We start from the raw sequence: 20,592 nt of genomic DNA on the forward strand, positions 1-20,592 counted from the left end.
GGCGCACCCGAAGGGCCCGGCGTACCCGAAGGTTCCGGCGTGCCCGGTGGCGTTTGTGACATGACTCCCCCGATTCCTTCCGCCCCTACGCAGCTGTACAGCCCGCCGCGCTCCGTCCCCGGGGCCTCGTGACATCAGGTTACGGCGATCACTCCTACCGTGCCCGCCCCTGTGGACAACCCCGCGGCAGACCGAGTACTACAGCAGCGTCGCGCCCGGCGCCGGCGACTGTGCCACCCGCGCCGTCCTGCACGTACCCGACGCCACCAGCGCGTCCGCCACCCGCGCCGCGGACACCTGGTCCCGTGCGAGGAACGCCGTCGTCGGGCCCGACCCGGAGACCAGCGCGGCGAGCGCGCCCGCCGCCGTGCCCGCCGCGAGGGTGTCGCGCAGCGAGGGGAAGAGGGAGAGGGCCGCGGGCTGCAGGTCGTTGGTGACCGTGGCGGCGAGCGCGTCGGCGTCGCCGTCGCGCAGGGCGGCGAGCAGGGCGGGCGACGCCTCGGGGGCGGGCGCGGCCGGGGTGAGCCGGTCGAACTCGCGGTACACCGCGGGCGTGGAGAGGCCTCCGTCGGCGACGGCGAAGACCCAGAAGAAGGTGCCTCCGACGTCCAGGGGCTCCAGCTTCTCGCCGCGCCCGGTGCCGAGCGCCGCGCCGCCGACCAGGCTGAAGGGCACGTCGCTGCCCAACTCGGCGCAGATGTCGATCAGTTCGGCGCGGCTCGTCCCGGTCCCCCACAGCGCGTCGCACGCGACGAGCGCGCCCGCGGCGTCCGCGCTGCCGCCCGCCATGCCACCGGCGACGGGGATGTCCTTGGCGATGTGCAGGTGCACGTCGGGGGCGATGCCGTGGCGCGCGGCAAGGAGTTCCGCCGCGCGGACCGCCAGGTTCGTGCGGTCCAGGGGGACTTGGTCCGCGCCGGGACCTTCGCAGGTCACCCGCGGCTCGTCGGCGGGGGTGACGGTGACCTCGTCGTAGAGGCCGACGGCGAGGAAGACGTTGGCGAGGTCGTGGAAGCCGTCGGGGCGCGCGGCGCCGACCGCGAGCTGGACGTTGACCTTCGCGGGGACCCGTACGGTCACGCTCGCGCTCACGCGCCGGCCTCCTTGTGCTCGGCGATCCGCGCGAACTCCTCCACGGTCAGCGCCTCGCCGCGCGCCTGGGGCGAGACTCCCGCCGCGACCAGGGCGGCCTCCGCGGCGGCGGCGGATCCGGCCCAGCCGGAGAGGGCGGCCCGCAGCGTCTTCCTGCGCTGCGCGAACGCGGCGTCGACGACGGCGAAGACCTCGCGCTTGGAGGCACTGGTCCTGATCGGTTCGGCGCGGCGCACGAGGGAGACGAGTCCGGAGTCGACGTTGGGCGCGGGCCAGAACACGTTGCGGCCGATGGACCCGGCGCGCTTCACCTCCGCGTACCAGTTGGCCTTCACGGACGGCACGCCGTAGACCCGTGAGCCCGGCCCGGCGGCGAGCCGGTCGGCGACCTCGGCCTGCACCATCACGAGGGTGCGCTCGATGGTCGGGAAGGTGTCGAGCATGTGCAGCAGGACGGGTACGGCCACGTTGTACGGGAGGTTCGCGACCAGTGCGGTGGGCGCGGGGCCCGGCAGCTCGCCCACGAGCATCGCGTCGCTGTGCACGAGCCCGAAGGAGGCGGCCTTCTCCGGGAGGCGGGCCTGCACGGTGGCGGGCAGCGCCTCGGCGAGCACGTCGTCGATCTCCACGGCGGTGACGTGCGCGGCGGTCTCCAGGAGCGCGAGGGTCAGCGACCCGAGGCCGGGGCCGACCTCGACGACGACGTCGTCCGGGCGGACCTCCGCGGTGCGGACGATGCGCCGTACGGTGTTGGCGTCGATGACGAAGTTCTGGCCACGCTGCTTGGTCGGGCGTACGCCCAGGGCAGCGGCCAGCTCGCGGATGTCGGCGGGGCCGAGGAGGGCGCCTTGCTCAGTGCTCACCGCACCAGGTTACGGGGCCCGGCCGACCCGCCCGCCCCACGGTCGAGCAGCCCTGACCGGTCCCGCCCCTCCTACAGCCTGCTGCCGCAGTGGGGCCAGGGGCTGGCGCCTCGCTGTACGTAGAGCTTCTTCGCCCGGAACGTCTGTTCCGCCGCGGGGGCGTCCTGCGGGCGGCCCGAGCCGCCGAGACCCTGCCAGGTCCGCGTGTCGAACTGGTACAGGCCGCCGTATGTTCCGGAGGGATCCACCGCGCCGGGCCGTCCGCCCGACTCGCAGTGCGCGAGGGAACTCCAGTTGAGGCCGTCCGCGCCCGCCACCGACATCGGCATCTGCTTCGTGCCGACCTTGATCACCCGCTTCTGCGGCTCCCGCACCACCTCGGACCCGACCCGCTTCGGCCTCTGCTTGACGCCGTTGACCGTGCGCACCGTGTACGTGACCCGCCTGACCCCCGCCTGCCCCGCGTGCACCACGACCTCCGTGCCGCGGAAGAGCGTCGGGTCCTCGGTCCTCTCCACGTCGAACGGGATCTGCTCCTCCCGGACCTCCCGCGTGCCCGTGATGCGCATGACGGTCACCGTCTGGCCGTCGCGCGGGAAGCTGTCGGGATGGACCGACGTCGTGTCCTGGCCGCGCAGCGTCACCCCGGACTCGGCGACCGCTTCCCGTACCGTCGCCGCGTTCGTACGGATCGTCCGCTCCCGGCCGTCCGCCATGATCGTGACGGTGCGCTCCGTGCGGACGTCGAGGGCGAGACCGTCCCGCCCGATGCGGCTGCTGCGCGACGCCGACAGGTGCGCGCCCTCCGCGCGCACCCCCAGCTGCCGCAGCGCCCCGTCCACCGTGCGCGCCGTGGTCCACACCCGGCGGCGCTCCCCGTCGAGGGTGAGGTGGACGGGCCGGCCGTAGCGGACGGCGACCTCGTCGCCGCTGGCCAGGGCCGTGGTCGAGGCGGGCGCGACGATGTCGTGGTCGCCGACGTCCACGCCTTCGTCGGCGAGGAGTTCACCGACGTCGTCGGCGAAGGTGTGCAGGGTACGGGGCTTGCCGTCGACGATGAGCTGTACGGCCTTGTCGTTGGCGACGAACGCGGACGTGCCGCCGGCGAGGAACGCGACGACGAGCGCCTGCGGGACCAGGCGCCGCATCGTGTCGGGTCCGCTGCCGCCCCCTGCCACGGTCCGTTCGGGGACCCGCGTGGACTTCCTGCCGCGCCCGCCGCGCCGCATCTCGGCCCGCCCGGGAGCCGGAACGACGGGCTCCGGCCCCGGCTCGTACGCGTGCTCCGGCTCCGGCTCCCGCGCAAGCGGCACGCCGTCCAGCGTCTCCTCGTACGCCACCTGGTAGGAGTACGACGCCTCCTGCCACACCTCGTAGGCGGGCTCGTACGACGGCGGGCCGTACTGCGGCGCGTACGTCGTCTCGTACGTCTCGTACTGCGAGTTGCTCACGATGACGCTCCAGGGGTCCGTACCGGGGCGGACAGAACCTAGCGGAGCTCTCGTCACTCTCCAAAGCAGCACGGCTACGCTGTGTCGCCGCGTTGACCCGAGCTGCCCCGGCGAGGGGCGCGGGGCGTTATCGGTCAGTAAGCAAACGCGCGTGCCGTGTTCGCCGAGACCGCTGTGGCCATGGCGTCCTCGTCGATGCCGCGGATGTCGGCCATGGCGCGCACCGTGACCGGAATGAGATACGGGGCGTTGGGCCGTCCGCGGTACGGGGCGGGCGTCAGGAACGGCGCGTCGGTCTCCACGAGGACCAGGTCGAGCGGGGCGACGGCCAGCGCGTCGCGCAGGCCCTGCGCGTTCTTGAAGGTGACGTTGCCCGCGAAGGACATGAAGTAGCCGTGCTCGGCGCAGATACGGGCCATGTCGGCGTCGCCGGAGTAGCAGTGGAAGACGGTGCGCTCGGGGGCGCCCTCCTCCTTCAGGACGCGCAGCACGTCGTCGTGGGCCTCGCGGTCGTGGATGACCAGCGTCTTGCCGTGCCGCTTGGCGATCTCGATGTGGGCGCGGAAGGAACGCTCCTGGGCGGCCATGCCCTCGGGTCCCGTGCGGAAGTGGTCGAGGCCGGTCTCGCCGACACCGAGTACGTGCGGCAGGGCGGCGAGCCGGTCGATCTCGGCGAGCGCCTCGTCGAGCGCGGCGTCGCCGCCGGGCTCGCGGGCGCCCTGCCGGGACCAGCCGTCGGGGTCGCCGAGGACGATGCGGGGCGCTTCGTTGGGGTGGAGGGCGACGGTGGCGTGCACGCTCTCGTGCGCGGCGGCGGTCTCGGCCGCCCACCGCGAACCGCGTACGTCGCACCCCACCTGGACCACCGTCGTGACGCCGACCGACGCGGCCTTGGCGAGGCCTTCCTCCACGGTGCCCGACTGCATGTCGAGGTGCGTGTGGGAGTCGGCGACCGCCACCCGGAGCGGTTCGGGCAGGGGCGGCGGCACGTCGGCGTTCTTCGAAGGCATGCCTCGATCCTACGGAGAAGGGCCCGCACCCCGGACCGGGGCTAGTGCTCCCTGCGGTGCTGGAACGGGTGCAGCAGGTCGGACAGATGCCAGTGGTGGCGTTCCGCGCCGTCCCCCTCGCCCGCCCCTCCGGCACGCGGCTCGACGGCGTCCACCGGACCGGCCGGCTTCCCCACACCCTTCGCCACGCCGCTGCCCGCGCCCGCGTGCTGGCGCCGCATCATGTCGAGCACGGAGGAGACCTGCCCGGCACGCATGATCCGCACGACGTGGCCGCCGCAGTTCAGGCACGTGGGCCGGGTCAGCGGCGACGGCACGCGCGCACCGTCCGCCATGTACGTCACGAACTCCTGACCCGTGGCGTCCACGTGGTGCTCTATCTCGTAGGACTGCTCCCAGCCGTGCCCGCACCGCATGCAGGCGAAGGCGTACGACTCGTGAACGACATTCAGCGCCGTGGTGGGGTGGCCGGTGTCTGCGATCTCACTCATGCCAGCTGCTCCTCTTGCCCGAGGGACAAGCGCTCCCGGCGTCCGGGGAGGCCCCGGCCGGAAGCGTGGGGACGGGTGCGTCCCTTCAACCAGTGGACGCCTTTCCGGGAGCGAGCGCATCAGACCTGTCGAGCATTGGAGCCGTTTTGGCCTTTCCTTAGGAAAGGGGCCCGAAAACAGCCTGGTGCGCGGCCCGCGCTTTGCTTTTCACGATAGTCCTTTGCCGGCCGTTGGGCTGCCCCGATCCGCATTCTTTGCCGCGACGACGGCATCGAACACCTCGCGTTTGGGAAGGCCCGCTTCGGCGGCCACCGCGGCGATCGCCTCCTTGCGTCGCTCCCCCGCCTCCTCGCGCACCCGCACCCTGCGCACCAGCTCGTCCGGGCCGAGTTCCGCCGCGCTCCTCTCGGGCGCGCCCTCGACGACGACGGTGATCTCACCCCGTACGCCGTCGGCCGCCCACTCGGCGAGTTCCTTCAGCGAACCGCGCTTGACCTCTTCGTACGTCTTGGTCAGCTCGCGGCAGACCGCGGCCCTGCGCTCCTCGCCGAACGCCTCGGCCATCGCGGCGAGCGTGTCGTCGATGCGGTGCGGCGCCTCGAAGTAGACGAGCGTCCTGCGGTCCTCGGCGACCTCCTTGAGGCGCGAGAGGCGTTCGCCCGCCTTGCGCGGCAGGAAGCCCTCGAAGCAGAAGCGGTCGACGGGCAGCCCGGAGAGGGCGAGCGCGGTCAGCACGGCCGACGGGCCCGGCACGGCCGTCACCCGTACGTCCCGCTCGACGGCCGCCGCGACCAGGCGGTAGCCGGGGTCGGAGACGGACGGCATGCCCGCGTCCGTCACGAGCAGCACACGGGCGCCGCCCACCAGCGCCTCGACCAGCTCGGGCGTGCGCGCGGTCTCGTTGCCCTCGAAGTACGAGACGATGCGCCCGCCGACCTGCACGCCGAGTGCCTGGGTGAGCCTGCGCAGGCGCCGCGTGTCCTCCGCGGCGACGACATCGGCCGACTCCAGCTCGGCGGCGAGCCGCGGCGGCGCGTCGGCGACGTCGCCGATGGGCGTGCCTGCCAACACAAGGGTTCCGGGGGAATCAGCGCTTCCTGTCACTCTTCCATCCTCGCAGGGCCCACGGACGGGACTCGCACAGTCTGGTTCCCTACGATGGCGCGGTGACCAGTACCGCGTCTTCCCCGGACACCCGCGAGGGCCAGGCAGCCGAGGAGCAGCAGCCTCCGTGGCAGCGGCGGCTGCGCAGATTCGGCCATGTGGAGCGGCCGAGGCAGGACGTGAGGGCGCGTCTCGTGCCCGCGTACACGCGGCCGAGCCCCCGCCTGTGGATGACGCTCGGTCTGACGCGGCAGGGCGCGGACCTGGTGGGGCGGTGGGCCGGCTGGGTCGGTCCGCTGCTGATCACGCTCGTCGCCGGGGTGACCCGCTTCTGGAACCTCGGCAATCCGAAGGCCGTGATATTCGACGAGACGTACTACGCGAAGGACGCCTGGGCGCTCATCCACCGCGGGTTCGAGGTCAACTGGCCCGAGAAGGTCAACGGCGACGTCCTGAAGCAGGGCGGCGACATCGCGATCCCGCACGACGCGTCGTACGTGGTGCATCCGCCCGTCGGCAAGTACGTGATCGGCGTCGGCGAGTGGCTGTTCGGCTTCGACCCGTTCGGCTGGCGTTTCATGACGGCGGTGCTCGGCACCCTGTCGGTGCTGATGCTGTGCCGGATCGGGCGGCGGCTCTTCCGCTCCACGTTCCTGGGGTGTCTGGCCGGCGGGCTGCTCGCGGTGGACGGCCTGCACTTCGTGATGAGCCGCACGGCGCTGCTCGACCAGGTCCTGATGTTCTTCGTGCTCGCCGCGTTCGGGTGCTTCCTGATCGACAGGGACAAGGCACGGGCGCGGCTCGCGGCCGCCCTGCCGTCCGACGAGGAGGGGCGGGTGCGCCCCGACGTGCACGTCGCGGAGACGCTGCGCCTGGGGTGGCGGCCGTGGCGGTGGGCGGCCGGGCTCTGCCTGGGGCTCGCCTTCGGCACGAAGTGGAACGGCCTGTACGTCATGGTCTTCCTCTGCCTGATGACCGTCTTCTGGGACGTGGGCGCGCGCCGGGTGGCCGGCGCGCGCCGGCCCCACCTCGCGGTGCTGCGGCGGGACGTCCTCCCGGCGTTCGTGTCGACGGTGCCGGTGGCGCTCGCCACGTACGTCGTCTCCTGGCTCGGCTGGATCCTGTCGCCGACGGACGGCACCGGCGGCTACTACCGCAACTGGGCGGCGACGGCGGGCAAGGGCGGCCACTGGACGTGGCTGCCGGACTGGGTGCGCAGCCTGTGGCACTACGAGCACGCGGTGTACGAGTTCCACGTGGGCCTCTCCTCGCCGCACACCTACCAGTCCAACCCGTGGAGCTGGATCGTCGACGGCAGGCCCGTCTCGTACTTCTACGAGTCGCCGCTGCCCGGCAAGGACGGCTGCCCCCCGGACACCACGGAGAAGTGTGCCCGCGAGGTCCTCGCGCTCGGCACGCCGCTGCTGTGGTGGGCGGCGGCCTTCGCGCTGCTGTACGTCCTGTGGCGGTGGGCGTTCCGCCGCGACTGGCGGGCGGGCGCGATCCTGTGCGGCGTCGTGGCGGGCTATCTCCCCTGGTTCTTCTACCAGGAGCGGACGATCTTCTACTTCTACGCGGTCGTCTTCGTGCCGTTCCTGTGTCTCGCGGTGGCGATGACGATCGGCGCGATCCTCGGCCCGCCGGGGTCGAGCGAACGGCGCCGGGTGGTGGGCGCCGCGGCCTCGGGCGTCCTCGTTCTCCTCATCCTCTGGAACTTCATCTATTTCTGGCCGATCTATACGGGCACCGCGATTCCGATCGATTCGTGGCGGTCGCGGATGTGGCTGGACACATGGGTGTGACGCCTTCGGTGGCGAGCATCGGTGTAGTACACACCTTGGACACCGTCGGATAACGACAGTCCCGTACCCCACCTCCGTTCCTCCCGGCCCTTTAGTGTTCAGGTCGTATGACCTTCCCGGATATCTCCGGGAAGGCTCCTGGGGAGGGGGGCGCATCGTGCGCAGAGGAGCAAAGGCCACGTTGGTCGGTGGGGTCTTCGCCGTCATGGTGGGGGGCGCCGGATACGGCGCGTACACCTTGGTGAGCGACGTGAGCGGGGACGACGGTGCGCCGCGGTCGGAGTCCGCCGAGGTGAGGACGGGGCCGCCGTCGGACGACGAAGTCCGTGAGACGTCCCGGAAGTTCCTGGCGGCGTGGGCCAAGGGGGACGCCGGGGAGGCCGCGGCGTACACGAACAACTCGGCGGCGGCAGAGGAAGCACTCACCGGTTTCCGCGAGGAAGCGCACCTCACGAAGGCGAAGCTCGTCCCGAAGAAGGCGTCCGGCGCCCGCGTGCCGTTCTCCGTCTCGACAACGGTGTCGTACAAGGGGAAGAGCAAGCCCTTCGCGTACGACTCGCAGCTCACCGTCGTCCGCGGCAAGACCACCGGGCGCGCACTCGTCGACTGGTCGGAAACCGTCATCCACCCTTCCCTGGAGAAGGGCGACACCCTCGTGACGGGCGAGTCGGCGACCCCGCCCATCCAGGCCGTGGACCGCGCGGGCACCGTCCTGCGCAAGAAGGACTACCCCTCGCTCGGCCCGGTCCTGGACCAGCTGCGCGGAAAGTACGGCGAGAGCGCGGGCGGAAAGCCGGGCGTGGAGCTGTACGTCCAGCACGCGGACGAGGACGCGGGCACCCGCTCCCTGGTCAGCCTCGCGCCGGGCAAGCCCGGCAAGCTGCGCACGACGCTCGGCGCGGGCGTGCAGAAGGCGGCGGAGCAGGCCGTGCTGCGGAACGACGATTCGTCCGTGGTCGCGCTGAAGCCGAGCACCGGTGAAGTCCTCGCGGTCGCCAACAACCGCAAGGACGCGTTCAACGCGGCGTTCCTCGGCCAGGTCCCGCCCGGCTCGACGATGAAGATCGTCTCGGCGGCGATGCTCATCGACAAGGGCGTGACGAAGGCGAGCGGCCCCGCGCCCTGCCCGGCCACCGCGACCTGGCAGAGCCGGACGTTCAACAACCTCAAGGGCATGGCGCCCAACGAGTCCGCGACGTTCTCGGAGGACTTCGCGCGCTCCTGCAACACCGCGTTCGTGAAGCTCATCGACGAGGACGGCATATCGGACGCGTCCCTCACCGAGGAGGCGCGGAACAACTTCGGCCTGGGCCAGGACTGGAAGGTCGGCATCCCGTCGTACGACGGCTCCGTTCCCGAGTCGTCCGGCCCCAACCGCGCGGCCAACGCCATCGGCCAGGGCGAGGTCCTGATGAACCCGCTGAACATGGCGTCGGTCACGGCGACGGCGATGACGGGCACCTTCCGGCAGCCCGTGATCGTGCCGGCCTCCCTCGACGACCGCCGACTGGCGACCGCCCAGGGCCTGCGCGCCTCCACCGTCCAGCAGCTGCGCCAGATGATGCACCGCACGGCGGTCAGCGGCACCGGCGCACGCGCCATGGCCGGGCTCGGCAGCGACATCGGCGCGAAGACCGGGTCGGCCGAGATCGGCGGCCAGGAGGTGTCGGACAGCTGGTTCACCGGCTACCGGGGCGATGTCGCGGCGGCCGCGCTCACGCAGCGGGGCGGGCACGGCGGCGACGCGGCGGGGCCGATCGTGGCGGCGGTGCTGGGCGCAGGGTAATCGGTGCGCGGGTCCGTCGCCCGGCCGGGCGACGAACTGGTCGAGGGCTTCTCCGTACGCCTCTAAGGTGGCCTCCAGGCTCTGGGGAGCCGGGAGTTCCGGGGGTTCCGGGGAACAGCGGAGGGTTTGTGGGCAAGCGAAGGCGCGCCGCCGGGCGCAAGAACGTCGGCGGCGGGAACAAGAGACTGCACCCGGGTGTGCTCGGTGCGGCCGGGGCCGTGGTCGTGTGCGGCGTGGGGGCCGCCGCGTTCGCGCTGTCCGGCGGGTCGGGTTCCGGAGGCGGCTCGACCGTCGACGAGAAGCCGGTGGCGTCGGGCCCGCCGAAGCCCGCCGAAGTCCGGTCCACCGCACGGGCGTTCCTCACCGCGTGGGCGGAAGGCGACACGACCCGCGCGGCAGCGCTGACGGACGACCCGGCGGCGGCGAAGAAGGCCCTGACGTCGTACCGCGAGGACGCCCACCTCACGAAGCCCCGTCTGACGCCGGGCAGGCGCGCCGGCGCCGACGTCCCGTTCAAGGCGGCGGCCACGGTCTCGTACGAGGGAAAGAGCAAGGCTCTCGCCTACGCGTCCGAACTCACGGTCGTCCGCAGGAAGAGCGACGGAAAGACGCTGGTCGGCTGGGAGCCGTCGGTGGTCCACCCGGACCTGAAGCAGGGCGACCGGCTGGTCACGGGGGAGGCGGGCGACCCGCCGATCAAGGCGGTGGACAGGGACGGGGCGGAGCTGACGGCGGCCAAGTACCCGTCGCTGGGCACGGTCCTCGACGGGCTGCGCGAGAGGTACGGGAAGAAGGCGGGCGGCAAGGCGGGCGTCGAGCTGCGAGTGGTCCGCGCGGAGAAGGCGGGAACCAAGAAGGGCGGGGCGGGCAAGGGGGACGACGCGAAGTCGGCGCCCGACAAGACGCTCCTCACGCTCTCCCCCGGCACTCCGGGAACGCTGAAGACGACGTTCGACGGCTCACTCCAGTCCGCCGCCGAACGCGAGACCGCGAAGCGGAAGCGCGCGTCCGTCGTGGTCGTCAAGCCCAGCACCGGCGAGATCCTGGCCGCGGCGAACTCCGCACCGGCCGGCTTCAACACGGCGTTCCAGGGCTCCATCGCGCCCGGATCCACGATGAAGGTCGTCAGCGCGTCGATGCTCCTGGAGAAGAAGCTCGCCGGAGTCGACAAGAAGCACCCGTGCCCCAAGTACGAGACGTACGGCGGCTGGAAGTTCCAGAACGACGACAAGTTCCAGATCAAGGGTGGCACGTTCCGGGCGAGCTTCGCGCGCTCCTGCAACACGGCTTTCATCAGCCAGGCGAAGAAGCTGGAGGACGACTCCCTCACCCGGCAGGCCCAGGAGGTCTTCGGACTCGGCCGCGACAACTGGTCGATCGGCGTCTCGTCCTTCGACGGTGCGGTGCCGGTGCAGAGCGACGCGCAGATGGCGGCGTCGCTCATCGGGCAGGGTGGGGTGCGGATGAACCCTCTCAACATGGCGTCGGTCTCGGCGACGGTGAAGTCGGGCACGTTCCGGCAGCCCTACCTGGTCTCGCCGGACATCGACGACCGGAAACTCGCGACGGCGACGCGGAAGATGTCGGGGTCGACGGTCGCGGCGCTGCGGGAGCTGATGCACTACACGGCGGTCGCGGGCACGGCGGCGAAGCCGATGTCGGGTCTCGGCTCCGACATGGGCGCGAAGACGGGTTCGGCGGAGGTCGACGGCCAGAAGAAGCCCAACGGCTGGTTCACGGCGTACCGGGGCGACCTGGCGTCGGCGGCGGTCGTGCAGGAGGGCGGGCATGGCGGTGACTCGGCGGGGCCGGTGGTTCGGGCGATGTTGCGGGCGGGGGGCTGAGGAGGGGATGCCGGAGGGGTGCGGCGTACGCGTCTCGATACGCGCTGTCCGCTATGCGGATACGTGGTCGCGTGCCCCGTACACGGACCGCTAGCGTGCCGGGCATGAGCGCAACAGCACCCGAAGCATCCGACGCCCACCCCCGATTCGCCGAGGCCCTGAAGCAACGGGGCCTCGGCGATCTGCTTCCCCGGGTCCGCCGCTTCCCGGAGCAGACGCGCACCGCGCAGGAGGCGGCCGCGGCCATCGGCTGCGACCTGAGCCAGATCTGCAAGTCGCTGATCTTCGCGGCGTGGGGGTCCCCCCTGCTCGAGCAAGGTCGAGAGCTTGGGGGAGGAGTCCCCGTACTCGTCCTGATGGACGGCGCGTCACGAGTGGATCTGGACCTTGTACGCCGGGAGCTGGGTGCGGAGAAGGTGACCCGGGCGAAGGCGGACGTGGTGCGCGAGACGACCGGTTACGCGATCGGGGGTGTACCCCCCTTCGGCCACGCCACGAAGACCCGCGTCCTGGCCGACCGTTCCCTCCTCGCCCACGAGGAGGTGTGGGCGGCGGCCGGCACGCCCTACGCGGTCTTCCCGATGGCCCCCGAGACGCTGATCGCCCAGGCGGGCGGCACGCTGGTGGACGTGCGCGAGACCGCCGCGTGACCCCGCTGGTCGCGGCGGCCGTCCTGCTCGCCGCCGTCACGCACGCGTGCTGGAACGCGATAGCCCACCACATCACCGACAAGCTGGTCGGCTTCACGCTCATATCGGGCGGCGGCACGCTGATCGGCCTGCTCCTGTCCCCCTTCGTCCCGGTCCCGGACGCGGAGGCGTGGCCGTACCTGCTCCTCTCCGCCGCGATCCATGTCGGCTACTACGCCCTGCTGATGAAGTCGTTCAAGCTGGGCGATTTCGGCCAGGCGTACCCGATCGCGCGCGGTACGGCGCCGCTGGTCGTCACCGTCCTCGCGGCGGTCTTCGCGGGTGAGGTCCCCGACGGCTGGCAGGCGGCGGGCGTCGCGGTCTCGTGCGCGGGCCTCACGGGCCTCGCCCTGTGGGGCATCCGCGGCTCGGGCCGCCGCCCCGACTGGGCGGCGATCGGCGCGGCACTCGCGACGGGTGTGTCGATCGCGGCGTACACGGTGGTGGACGGCCTGGGCGTACGCGCCTCCGGCTCCTCCATGGGCTACATCGCGTGGCTGATGATCCTGGAGGGCATCGCGGTCCCGCTCTACGCGGCGTACCGCTGGCGCGGCGAACTCGCCCCACGCCTGCGCCCGTTCGCTCTCGTCGGCCTCGTGGGCGCGGCGCTCTCGGTCTCCGCGTACGGCCTGGTCCTGTGGGCCCAGACACGGGCGGACCTGGCCCCGATCTCCGCGCTGCGCGAGTCCTCGATCATTGTGGGCGCGGCGATAGGCGCGATCTTCTTCAAGGAACGGTTCGGGGCGCCGAGGTTGGTGGCGGCGGGGTTGATGGTGGCGGGGATCGGGTTGATGTTGCATGCGGGGTAGTGCGGCGGGGTGTGTGAGGGGGGGCCGCCCGGCGACCCGGGCGGCCGCCCACGCCGGGAGCGCGCGTCGTCACCGGTCAGCGGGGCTGACTGCGGCAACTCGCAGGCGTCGTCGTGCGCCTCGATCCGTACGCCGTCGGCCATCCGCAGATACCGGGTCTCCACCTCGCTGATTGCTTGGAGATCGCGCACACTGCAACTGGAGGGCTTGCCGTACACGACAGCAAGGATCCGAAGGGGTCGACGCTCAGCTTCCCTGAAGAGGCAGGGAACTCCTTCGTCACAGGGCTCAAGTCAGCACGGTCCGAGTGACCTTGGGCGTGGGCACGCCGAAAGTCCCGATCTGACAACCGGGCGTTGCATGGTCGGCGTTCAGCCGCCGCCAGCCCCATTGGGTACGGCAGCTCCGTCCGTCATGCCTGAGCGTTTCAGGCGGTCAAGTCGTCGCTGCTCCGGCTCGTAGAGCGACAGAGCGGCCTGCTTGTCGCCCCGGCCGGCCGCGGCAAGCGGGTCTGGCCGGGGTGCGTATCAACGCGGGAGGATCGGACCTGGGCCACGCGCTGTCACGCGGCGGGGCGTCCCGCGGGTGATCGGGGACGAAGTCGATTTTCCGGCCGCGCAGGTGATCAGGCTGCTGGTGCGAATGCCGTGATTGCGTCGACGAGGTCGGCCGGAGCTTCCAGCGGGATCAGGTGACCCGTGTTCGGAATCACCGTGAAATCGGCTCCGGGGAGGTAGGGCACCAGGTTGTCGACGAGCACGTCGACGGGCTCGACATGGTCGTTCTCCCCGGCGACGACGAGGGCGGGGACGCTGATCATGCGGGTGTGCTCGCAGACGTCCTCCGCGATGCCGCGCAGTGGCCACTCCGTGCGGGCGGCGTCGGTGCTGGCCCGCGAGTCGGTCGCGATCTGCGACTTGATCGATTCAGGCAGCTCGGTCGCGGTGAGGATGTGATCCCGTGCGCCGGCGACGGACTCGTCGGAGTCATAGGCGTGGGAAAGGCCTTCCCGGTACTCGGGAGTGATCCCTGCGGCGGGCTTCGCCGGACCGGAACCGACGAGGATGATCCCCCGGAGGCCGACGGGCCGGGTCGCCGCGATGAGCTGCGCGACCTTGCCACCCATGGAATGTCCGACGAGGACGTGGTCGGTGACGCCCGCGTCGGCGATCACGGCGAGCGTGTCATCGGCGAGTTGGCGGAGGGAGTAAGGGCCGGTCAGGTTGCTCGAGCGACTCCACCCTCGGAAGTCGACAGTGAGCATGTCGCGTCCCGCCAGGCGGTCGACGACGAGGTCCCAGGTGCGGGCGGATCCACCCCAGTAGTGCAGAAACACCAGGGTCGGTCCGGCCCCCGGCCGGTGGTCATAAGCGGGCAGTGGCGGCTGCTGCGTCGTGTTCATCGTGCATCTCTCGGTCAGTGTTCTGGGGCGGTTTATCTGCGTGTCCATTGAATCCTTGCCGCTGCGCCGGGGCATCGGCATGACTGGTCGCCCGATGGTGGAAACTGGACAGATGACTGTGATCCGGCAGATGACCTACCAGCCCGTCGGGCGCCGTGCCGCCACTGTCGAAACCATGACGTTCGACCGCCTTCGCGAGCTGAACGACGGCGGGACACAGCGTGCCGACTTCCACGTCCTCGCCGTCGTCGATGCCGGGCACGGATCCGTCACCGTGGACTTCCTCCGACACCCGCTCCAAGAGCGGTCCGCGGTGTGGGTCGCTCCTGGAGCTGTGCACCGATGGGATGACATCGCTGGCGTGGCTGGGCACGTCGTGCTGTTCGTGCCGACCGCGCCGGTCACCCACGCCACCCGGGAGCTCGTCGGGTCCCCGGACCTGGTTGCACACTGGAACATTCCCGACGCCGACTGGCCGTTCGTCGACGCCGCCCGCAACCATCTCCTCCTCGAAGCGTCCGCTCCACCAGGGGATGGCTCGACGGAGCTGCCCGAGATCCTGCTCTCCGCGCTCATCGCCCGGCTCCGGCCCCCACACGCCGAAGCACGGTCGATCAATCCGGTGTTCAGACTGTTCCGGTCCAGCGTCGAAGCGCACTACCGGGAACATCACGACGCCGGCTACTACGCCCGGACACTGGGATACGCGCCCCGCACCCTCTCAAGAGCGGTGCGGCAGGTCACCGGCCGTACCGCGAAGGCGTACATCGTCGATCGGATCGTCCTGGAAGCCAAACGGCTCCTCGCACACGACCGCCTCACCGCGGCCGCCTGCGCCAACACGCTCGGCTTCCCCGACGCGTCCAACTTCTCGGTGTTCTTCCGGAAGGCGACAGGCATGCGTCCGGGCGCATGGCAGGCGACGGTGGCCGTCGAGTGAGGGGGTGCACTCAAGGCACTCAGAACCATGATCACAGAGCGTTGCACCTCCGTGATCGCCAGGGCTCAGGGCCCAGTACCCGCCTCGCTGTCTGGGTACCACCGCGCCTATCTGCCGTACCGCACGGCCGTCCGCGACAGCAAGGACCCGGCGGGGCCCGCCCTTGCCTTCGACGGTACCGCGTGGCGGCGCTTCGTCGACGAGAACAAGGGCGCCCGCGCCAGGCAGCCCCGGGTCAGCCGGCCGCCGGTTGTGCCGGGTTCAGACCCACACAGCGGCGGCACGCCCGCACCGACGTCGCCACCACCGCGTGGGACGCTGCCGCCAGGGCGCCCGCCGCTGTCAGCAGGAGCCAGTTCGTGGCGAGGGCCGCCGCGACGGCCAGGGAGAGGGTTGCCACCGCCATGGCCGCGCTGGCCGTCGTGCCGGCCCATGCGACCGCCAGCGGCAGGCGGTGGGGGGTAGGCAAGCGGCGGGCAAGGGTGCCCGTGACCGCCGGCGTTGCCGCCGCCAGCAGAGCCGCGACCGTGGCGATCAGGGTCAGGTGCGTTGCGAGCTGCTGCCAGAGCAGGTCGCCCCTCGCCAGGTACCAGCAGGCCAGTAGGAACGGGGCGGTGAGCGTGATCGTCCGGGCCGTGTGTCGCGCCTGGGCGATGGTCAGTTCGTGCTGGCAGGCGGGGGCGAGGTCCTGGATCGTGCCGAAGTCCCTTACCGCCAGGCGCGCCGCCTCCCCCTCGTCCACTCCCGCATCGGCGTACGCGGCCGCCGTGTCCAGGAGCCCGTCGTGCATCTCCTCGATGAGGCGGGACTTGGCGCGCTCGGGGCCGCGCAGGGCCGCCGTCAGCGCGGCGACATGGTCGTCGATGGGGCTCATGTGGCGAGTCCGGGCTGTGCGCCGCCTGCGGTCTGGGGTCCGGGGTTCAGGACCGCGCCGATCGCCGCGGTGAATTCCGTCCAGGCCGCCCGCTCCCCGGCGAGCGTCGCGCGTCCCGTGTCCGTCAGCTCGTACGCTCTGCGGCGACGCTCGCCCGACGCCGACTCCCAGCTGCTGCTCAGCAGGCCGAGGCGCTCCAGGCGGTTCAGCGCCGGGTAGATCGTGCCCGTACGCAGCTCCAGCGCGCCACCACTGCGGCGCTGCACGGCGGTGATGATCGCGTACCCGTGCAGCGGGCCCGGCTCCAGTACGGCAAGCAGCAGCCCGTCGAGGTGCCCTCGCACCGCATCCGCCTTCATGAGTAGGCAGCCTACACAAAGGATGGGTTGGCGGTGTATGTATTGGCAGCCAACGTAATTGCGTTGGCTGCCAACGCATCCGTGCCACTCCGACCTTCGGGGGTCCCGCCGTGACCAAATTCCTGCTGTCCGTGCATGTCCTCGCCGCGATCCTCGCGGTGGGGTCCATCACGGTCGCCGCGTCGATGTTTCCGCGTTACGCGTTGCGGGCCCTGGGCGGTGGTGGTGACGGTGACGTGGAGGCGGCTGATGATCGGGCCCCCGGCATCGCCGCGCTGCTGCACCGCGTCTGCCGCGCCTACGCCGTCGCAGGTCTCGCCGTCCCCGTCTTCGGCATCGCCACGGCCGTCCAGCTCGACGTCCTCACCGACGCCTGGCTGATCGCCTCGCTGATCCTGACGATGATCGCGGCGGGGTTGCTCGCGCTGGTGATCCTGCCGAGGCAGCGGGCGCTGCTGGACAGGGCGGCGGATGCGTCGGACCCGGCCCGGGGCGCACGCCGCGCGGCGGCCCGTCTCGCCATGCTCACTGGCATCTTCAACCTGCTCTGGGCGACGGTCACCGTCCTGATGATCGTCCGTCCCGGCTCCACGACGGGGGCGTGATCGCCGTGCGCACGCTTCGCATCGCGGCGGTGGTCGAGGCGGCGTCCCTGGTGCTGCTCCTGGCCAACTTGCTGACAGTCCACGCCCGTCCGCTCTCGGCACTGCTGGGCCCGCTGCACGGCACGGCGTATCTGGTCGTCATCGCGTCCACGTGGATGCTGCCGTGCACGTCGACGCGGGCCGTACGGTGGCGCTCGGTCGCCCCCGGGGTCGGGGGCCTGCTGGTCCTGCGCCGGGTCGAGGCGGGGGGCGAAGGCAAGCGTTGGGGCTGAGGCTGGGGCTGGGGCTGGGGCTGGACGGTGCCAGTGACGCGTCGGCGCCGGTAGAAGACGGTGGCGGGGTGGTGGGCGGGGTGAGGCGGTCGCGCCGTGGCGCCGAGGAATGGGGTGCGACGGTGCCGGTCCACTGGCTGGTGGCGGAGGCGGAGGCGGTTGGGCGATGAATCGGTGGGCTGGGCCGTGAGGCCTGGGGCGCACCGTCAGGGTGGGCGGGTGGGGAGCTGGCGGGACGCGCCAGGGGGGCGGGGCCGCAGGCTCGGGTGCGGCCCCCGCGCGCAGGGGGGCGTCAGGCCAGACCGTGGCGGCAAGGCACGGCGCGCGAACGTGCGCCTCCGCAGGGCGGCGTGCCGGACGGTTACAGCGACTCCCGCAGCGCCCGCACAAGGGACTGCGCCCGCGGATCCGCCGTAACCCCCTTGTTCATGCCGTTCGTGACGTAGCCGAACGCCACGCCCGACTCCGGGTCGGCGAAACCGAGCGCGCCGCCGCGGCCCGGGTGGCCGAAGGAGCCGGGGCCGAGGAGTGGCGACGCCGCGCCGTGGAGCATGTAGCCGAGGCCGAAGCGCGTGTTGACGACCAGGACGCGGTCGGGCCCCGCGGACGCCTCCGCACGGGCCGCCTCCACCGTGGCCGGGGTGAACAGCCGCCCCCCGCCCTCCACCCCGCCGACCAACCCCGCGTAGAACCGGGCCAGCCCGTCCGCCGTGGCGACACCGTTGGACGCGGGCAACGCCGCCGCCCGGTACGCCGCGTCGTTCTCGTCCGGCGAGGGATCGATCGCCCCGAACGCACGCCGAGTCAGCGACTCCGCATCCGCATACGCCTCCGCCACGTTCCGCTTCGGCCGCATCCGGAGCCCGCCCAGCCCCGCCGGAGCCTCGACGCGGCCCAGCCGCCCCACCCGGCGCGCCTCCGCTTCGGGCAGCCCCAACCACAGGTCCAGCCCCAGCGGGCGCGCGATCTCCTCCGCCAGCCACTCCCCCACCGGCCGCCCCGTCACGCGCCGGACGAGTTCGCCGACGAGCCAGCTGTACGTCTGCGCGTGGTAGCCGTGGTCCTCGCCGGGCACCCAGAAGGGGGCCTGCGCCGCGACCACCGCGGCGCCGAGGTCAGGGTCGAGCGCCTCTGCGGGCGTCAGCGGACGGTCCAGGGCGGGTACACCGGCGCGGTGCGCGAGGACGTGACGTACGAGAACACGCTCTTTGCCGCGCGCCTTGAACTCGGGCCAGTACGAGCCGACCGGCGCGTCCAGGTCGAGTTCCCCCCGCTGATGCAGGAGGAGCGGCACGGCCGCCGCCACGCCCTTCGTCGCCGAGCGCACGATCTGAGCCGTACCCCGCTCCCAGGGCGCGCCCCCGGCCCCGACGTCCCCGTCGACGTCCTTCGCACCGCCCCACAGGTCGACGACACGGCGCCCGTCCCGGTACACGGTGACCGCCGCGCCCCGCTCCCCGCGCTCGCCGAAGTTGCGTACGAACGCGTCCCGCACCGGCTCGTACCCCGGGGCCACGGTGCCGTGCACCCTGCCCATCACACCCACGTCACCCACAACGCCATCAACAACGCCATCCATGACAAGGCCAACAGCACCCGAACGCCGTCGATTCCCTAGCTTGTCACCCGCACCGTCTTCGGATCGAAGCCGAAAGGCAGTTCCAGGCGGTGGGCGCCCATCAGGTCCCCGTCGGAGAGCAGCTCACCCGTCGGACCGTCCGCCGCGATGACGCCGTCACTGAGGATCAGGGCCCGGGGGCAGAGCTCAAGGGCGTACGGCAGGTCGTGCGTGACCATCAGGACCGTCACGTCCAGCGAGCGCAGGATGTCGGCGAGCTCGCGGCGCGAGGCCGGGTCGAGGTTGGAGGACGGCTCGTCCAGGACGAGGATCTCCGGCTCCATCGCGAGCACCGTCGCCACCGCGACCCTGCGCCGCTGCCCGAAGGAGAGGTGGTGGGGCGGCCGGTCGGCGAACTCCGCCATGCCCACCTGCCCCAGCGCCTTGTGCACCCGCGCCTCCAGCTCGGGCCCCCGCAGCCCGGCCGCCGCAGGCCCGAAAGCCACGTCCTCGCGCACGGTCGGCATGAACAGCTGGTCGTCCGGGTCCTGGAAGACGATGCCGACGCGGCGCCTGATCTCCGCCATGTGCGTCTTGCCGACGGGCAGCCCGGCGACCGTGACCGTGCCCGCGCCGCCGGTCAGGATGCCGTTGAGGTGCAGGACGAGCGTCGTCTTGCCCGCGCCGTTCGGCCCGAGCAGGGCCACGCGCTCGCCGCGCCCGACGGTGAAGTCGACGCCGAAGAGGGCCTGGTGCCCGTCCGGGTAGGCGAAGGCGAGGCCCGACACCTCAAGGGATGCGGGAATCTTCGAAGAGGCCGCACCAGGCACAGCAGTCACATCAGGCACATCGGTCACAGAATCCATCCCAGCAGACAGACGACGAGCGCGGTCAAGGGCAGGGTCAGCGCGTACGTCCACTGGGCGCGGGAGGCCGTGATGTCGTCGATGACCGGCATCGACCCGGCATAGCCACGGCTGACCATGGCCAGATGCACCCGCTCCCCCCTCTCGTACGAGCGGATGAAGAGCGCGCCCGCCGACTTGGCGAGGACGCCCCACTGCCGTACGCCGCGCGCCGCGAAGCCGCGCGACTCCCGGGCGATCTTCATGCGGCGCATCTCGTCCGTGATCACGTCGCCGTACCGGATCATGAACGAGGCGATCTGGACGAGCAGCGGCGGCAGCTTCAGCCGCTGGAGTCCGAGCAGCAGCTCGCGCAGCTCGGTCGTGGCGGCGAGCAGCACCGAGGCGGCGACGCCCAGCGTTCCCTTGGCCAGGACGTTCCAGGCGCCCCAGAGTCCGTTGACGCTCAGGGAGAGGCCGAGGACGTCGACGCGTTCGCCCTGCGCGACGAACGGCAGGAGCACGGCGAACGCCACGAACGGGATCTCGATCAGGAGCCGCTTCAGCAGGAAGCCCGCGGGGACGCGGGCGGCGTACGCGACCACGCCGAGCAGCACCGCGTACAGGCCGAACGCCCACATCGCCTCGCGCGGCGTGGAGACCACGACGATCACGAAGCAGAGGACCGCCGCGAGCTTGGTCTGCGGGGGCAGCGCGTGCACCGGTGAGTGGCCCTGCCGGTAGAGCCGGTGGGCGTGGCCCGCACCCATGTCAGGCCTTTCCCGAGGTGGCGTCG

Annotated in this window: 21 protein-coding genes and 1 pseudogene; 10 read left to right on the plus strand and 12 right to left on the minus strand. The window is 71.8% G+C overall.

The window, feature by feature from the left end:
• Positions 1 to 198: 198 nt before the first annotated feature.
• The 6 genes from DEJ47_RS15750 to rsmI form a co-directional block, all read right to left on the minus strand.
• On the minus strand, positions 199 to 1,092 hold the full coding sequence (locus DEJ47_RS15750) for a 4-(cytidine 5'-diphospho)-2-C-methyl-D-erythritol kinase (protein WP_150168871.1): 894 nt from the start codon (positions 1,090 to 1,092) through the stop codon (positions 199 to 201).
• Positions 1,089 to 1,955, minus strand: a complete 867-nt coding sequence (rsmA, locus tag DEJ47_RS15755) for a 16S rRNA (adenine(1518)-N(6)/adenine(1519)-N(6))-dimethyltransferase RsmA (RefSeq protein ID WP_150168873.1) — start codon at positions 1,953 to 1,955, stop codon at positions 1,089 to 1,091. The genes DEJ47_RS15750 and rsmA overlap by 4 nt, the downstream gene beginning before the upstream one ends.
• Positions 1,956 to 2,026: 71 nt before the next feature.
• The gene (locus DEJ47_RS15760) at positions 2,027 to 3,406 is read right to left on the minus strand and encodes a resuscitation-promoting factor (protein WP_150168875.1); all 1,380 of its coding nucleotides are present in this window, start codon (positions 3,404 to 3,406) and stop codon (positions 2,027 to 2,029) included.
• Positions 3,407 to 3,540: 134 nt separating this feature from the next.
• On the minus strand, positions 3,541 to 4,416 hold the full coding sequence (locus DEJ47_RS15765; protein WP_150168877.1) for a TatD family hydrolase: 876 nt from the start codon (positions 4,414 to 4,416) through the stop codon (positions 3,541 to 3,543).
• A 41-nt stretch (positions 4,417 to 4,457) separates the two neighbouring features.
• A complete protein-coding gene (locus tag DEJ47_RS15770) occupies positions 4,458 to 4,907 on the minus strand; it encodes a hypothetical protein (RefSeq protein WP_150168879.1) in 450 nt (149 codons plus the stop codon).
• 207 nt (positions 4,908 to 5,114) lie between these two features.
• A complete protein-coding gene (gene rsmI, locus DEJ47_RS15775; RefSeq protein ID WP_263398894.1) occupies positions 5,115 to 5,978 on the minus strand; it encodes a 16S rRNA (cytidine(1402)-2'-O)-methyltransferase in 864 nt (287 codons plus the stop codon).
• A 95-nt stretch (positions 5,979 to 6,073) separates the two neighbouring features.
• Between rsmI and DEJ47_RS15780 the strand changes: the two genes are divergently transcribed.
• The 6 genes from DEJ47_RS15780 to DEJ47_RS15805 all read left to right on the plus strand — a co-directional run bounded on the left by DEJ47_RS15780 (position 6,074) and on the right by DEJ47_RS15805 (position 13,252).
• Positions 6,074 to 7,813 carry a dolichyl-phosphate-mannose--protein mannosyltransferase gene (locus DEJ47_RS15780; RefSeq protein WP_150168883.1) on the plus strand — a complete coding sequence of 580 codons (1,740 nt, stop codon included), beginning with the start codon at positions 6,074 to 6,076 and terminating at the stop codon, positions 7,811 to 7,813.
• Between the two features lie 157 nt (positions 7,814 to 7,970).
• Positions 7,971 to 9,599: a penicillin-binding transpeptidase domain-containing protein gene (locus tag DEJ47_RS15785; RefSeq protein WP_150168885.1), complete on the plus strand. Its 1,629-nt coding sequence runs from the start codon at positions 7,971 to 7,973 to the stop codon at positions 9,597 to 9,599.
• A gap of 128 nt (positions 9,600 to 9,727) precedes the next feature.
• Positions 9,728 to 11,443 (plus strand): penicillin-binding transpeptidase domain-containing protein, encoded by a 1,716-nt coding sequence (locus tag DEJ47_RS15790; protein WP_223828372.1) that lies wholly within the window; start codon positions 9,728 to 9,730, stop codon positions 11,441 to 11,443.
• 104 nt (positions 11,444 to 11,547) lie between these two features.
• On the plus strand, positions 11,548 to 12,093 hold the full coding sequence (locus DEJ47_RS15795; protein WP_161234813.1) for a YbaK/EbsC family protein: 546 nt from the start codon (positions 11,548 to 11,550) through the stop codon (positions 12,091 to 12,093).
• Positions 12,090 to 12,941 (plus strand): DMT family transporter, encoded by an 852-nt coding sequence (locus tag DEJ47_RS15800; protein WP_150168889.1) that lies wholly within the window; start codon positions 12,090 to 12,092, stop codon positions 12,939 to 12,941. The genes DEJ47_RS15795 and DEJ47_RS15800 overlap by 4 nt, the downstream gene beginning before the upstream one ends.
• A 113-nt stretch (positions 12,942 to 13,054) precedes the next feature.
• Positions 13,055 to 13,252: a DUF397 domain-containing protein gene (locus DEJ47_RS15805; RefSeq protein ID WP_150168891.1), complete on the plus strand. Its 198-nt coding sequence runs from the start codon at positions 13,055 to 13,057 to the stop codon at positions 13,250 to 13,252.
• 314 nt (positions 13,253 to 13,566) lie between these two features.
• On the opposite strand, the gene DEJ47_RS15810 is transcribed toward DEJ47_RS15805, so the two are convergent.
• A complete protein-coding gene (locus DEJ47_RS15810; RefSeq protein WP_150168893.1) occupies positions 13,567 to 14,343 on the minus strand; it encodes an alpha/beta fold hydrolase in 777 nt (258 codons plus the stop codon).
• A gap of 79 nt (positions 14,344 to 14,422) precedes the next feature.
• Between DEJ47_RS15810 and DEJ47_RS15815 the strand changes: the two genes are divergently transcribed.
• Together DEJ47_RS15815 and DEJ47_RS37630 are read left to right on the plus strand one after the other, a co-directional pair.
• Positions 14,423 to 15,283 carry a helix-turn-helix domain-containing protein gene (locus DEJ47_RS15815; RefSeq protein WP_398337656.1) on the plus strand — a complete coding sequence of 287 codons (861 nt, stop codon included), beginning with the start codon at positions 14,423 to 14,425 and terminating at the stop codon, positions 15,281 to 15,283.
• Between the two features lie 27 nt (positions 15,284 to 15,310).
• A pseudogene (locus DEJ47_RS37630) lies at positions 15,311 to 15,475 on the plus strand (DUF397 domain-containing protein); the annotation flags it as partial.
• A 43-nt stretch (positions 15,476 to 15,518) separates the two neighbouring features.
• On the opposite strand, the gene DEJ47_RS15825 reads toward DEJ47_RS37630, so the two are convergent.
• Both DEJ47_RS15825 and DEJ47_RS15830 read right to left on the minus strand, forming a co-directional pair.
• Positions 15,519 to 16,157 carry a permease prefix domain 1-containing protein gene (locus tag DEJ47_RS15825; protein ID WP_150168895.1) on the minus strand — a complete coding sequence of 213 codons (639 nt, stop codon included), beginning with the start codon at positions 16,155 to 16,157 and terminating at the stop codon, positions 15,519 to 15,521.
• Positions 16,154 to 16,516 carry a PadR family transcriptional regulator gene (locus DEJ47_RS15830; protein WP_150168897.1) on the minus strand — a complete coding sequence of 121 codons (363 nt, stop codon included), beginning with the start codon at positions 16,514 to 16,516 and terminating at the stop codon, positions 16,154 to 16,156. The genes DEJ47_RS15825 and DEJ47_RS15830 overlap by 4 nt, the downstream gene beginning before the upstream one ends.
• 110 nt (positions 16,517 to 16,626) lie before the next feature.
• On the opposite strand from DEJ47_RS15830, the gene DEJ47_RS15835 reads away from it, so the two are divergent.
• Positions 16,627 to 17,121 carry a hypothetical protein gene (locus tag DEJ47_RS15835; protein WP_150168899.1) on the plus strand — a complete coding sequence of 165 codons (495 nt, stop codon included), beginning with the start codon at positions 16,627 to 16,629 and terminating at the stop codon, positions 17,119 to 17,121.
• 5 nt (positions 17,122 to 17,126) lie between these two features.
• A complete protein-coding gene (locus tag DEJ47_RS15840; RefSeq protein WP_150175668.1) occupies positions 17,127 to 17,393 on the plus strand; it encodes a hypothetical protein in 267 nt (88 codons plus the stop codon).
• 361 nt (positions 17,394 to 17,754) lie between these two features.
• Here DEJ47_RS15840 and DEJ47_RS15845 read toward each other — a convergent pair whose 3' ends face one another.
• The 3 genes from DEJ47_RS15845 to cbiQ form a co-directional block, all read right to left on the minus strand.
• Positions 17,755 to 18,930: a serine hydrolase domain-containing protein gene (locus tag DEJ47_RS15845; protein WP_150168902.1), complete on the minus strand. Its 1,176-nt coding sequence runs from the start codon at positions 18,928 to 18,930 to the stop codon at positions 17,755 to 17,757.
• 77 nt (positions 18,931 to 19,007) lie between these two features.
• The gene (locus DEJ47_RS15850) at positions 19,008 to 19,817 is read right to left on the minus strand and encodes an energy-coupling factor ABC transporter ATP-binding protein (protein WP_223828373.1); all 810 of its coding nucleotides are present in this window, start codon (positions 19,815 to 19,817) and stop codon (positions 19,008 to 19,010) included.
• Positions 19,805 to 20,566 carry a cobalt ECF transporter T component CbiQ gene (gene cbiQ, locus DEJ47_RS15855; RefSeq protein WP_150168904.1) on the minus strand — a complete coding sequence of 254 codons (762 nt, stop codon included), beginning with the start codon at positions 20,564 to 20,566 and terminating at the stop codon, positions 19,805 to 19,807. The genes DEJ47_RS15850 and cbiQ overlap by 13 nt, the downstream gene beginning before the upstream one ends.
• Positions 20,567 to 20,592 lie beyond the last annotated feature (26 nt).

It is taken from the genome of Streptomyces venezuelae, from assembly GCF_008642355.1.
Lineage (GTDB): Bacteria > Actinomycetota > Actinomycetes > Streptomycetales > Streptomycetaceae > Streptomyces > Streptomyces venezuelae_B.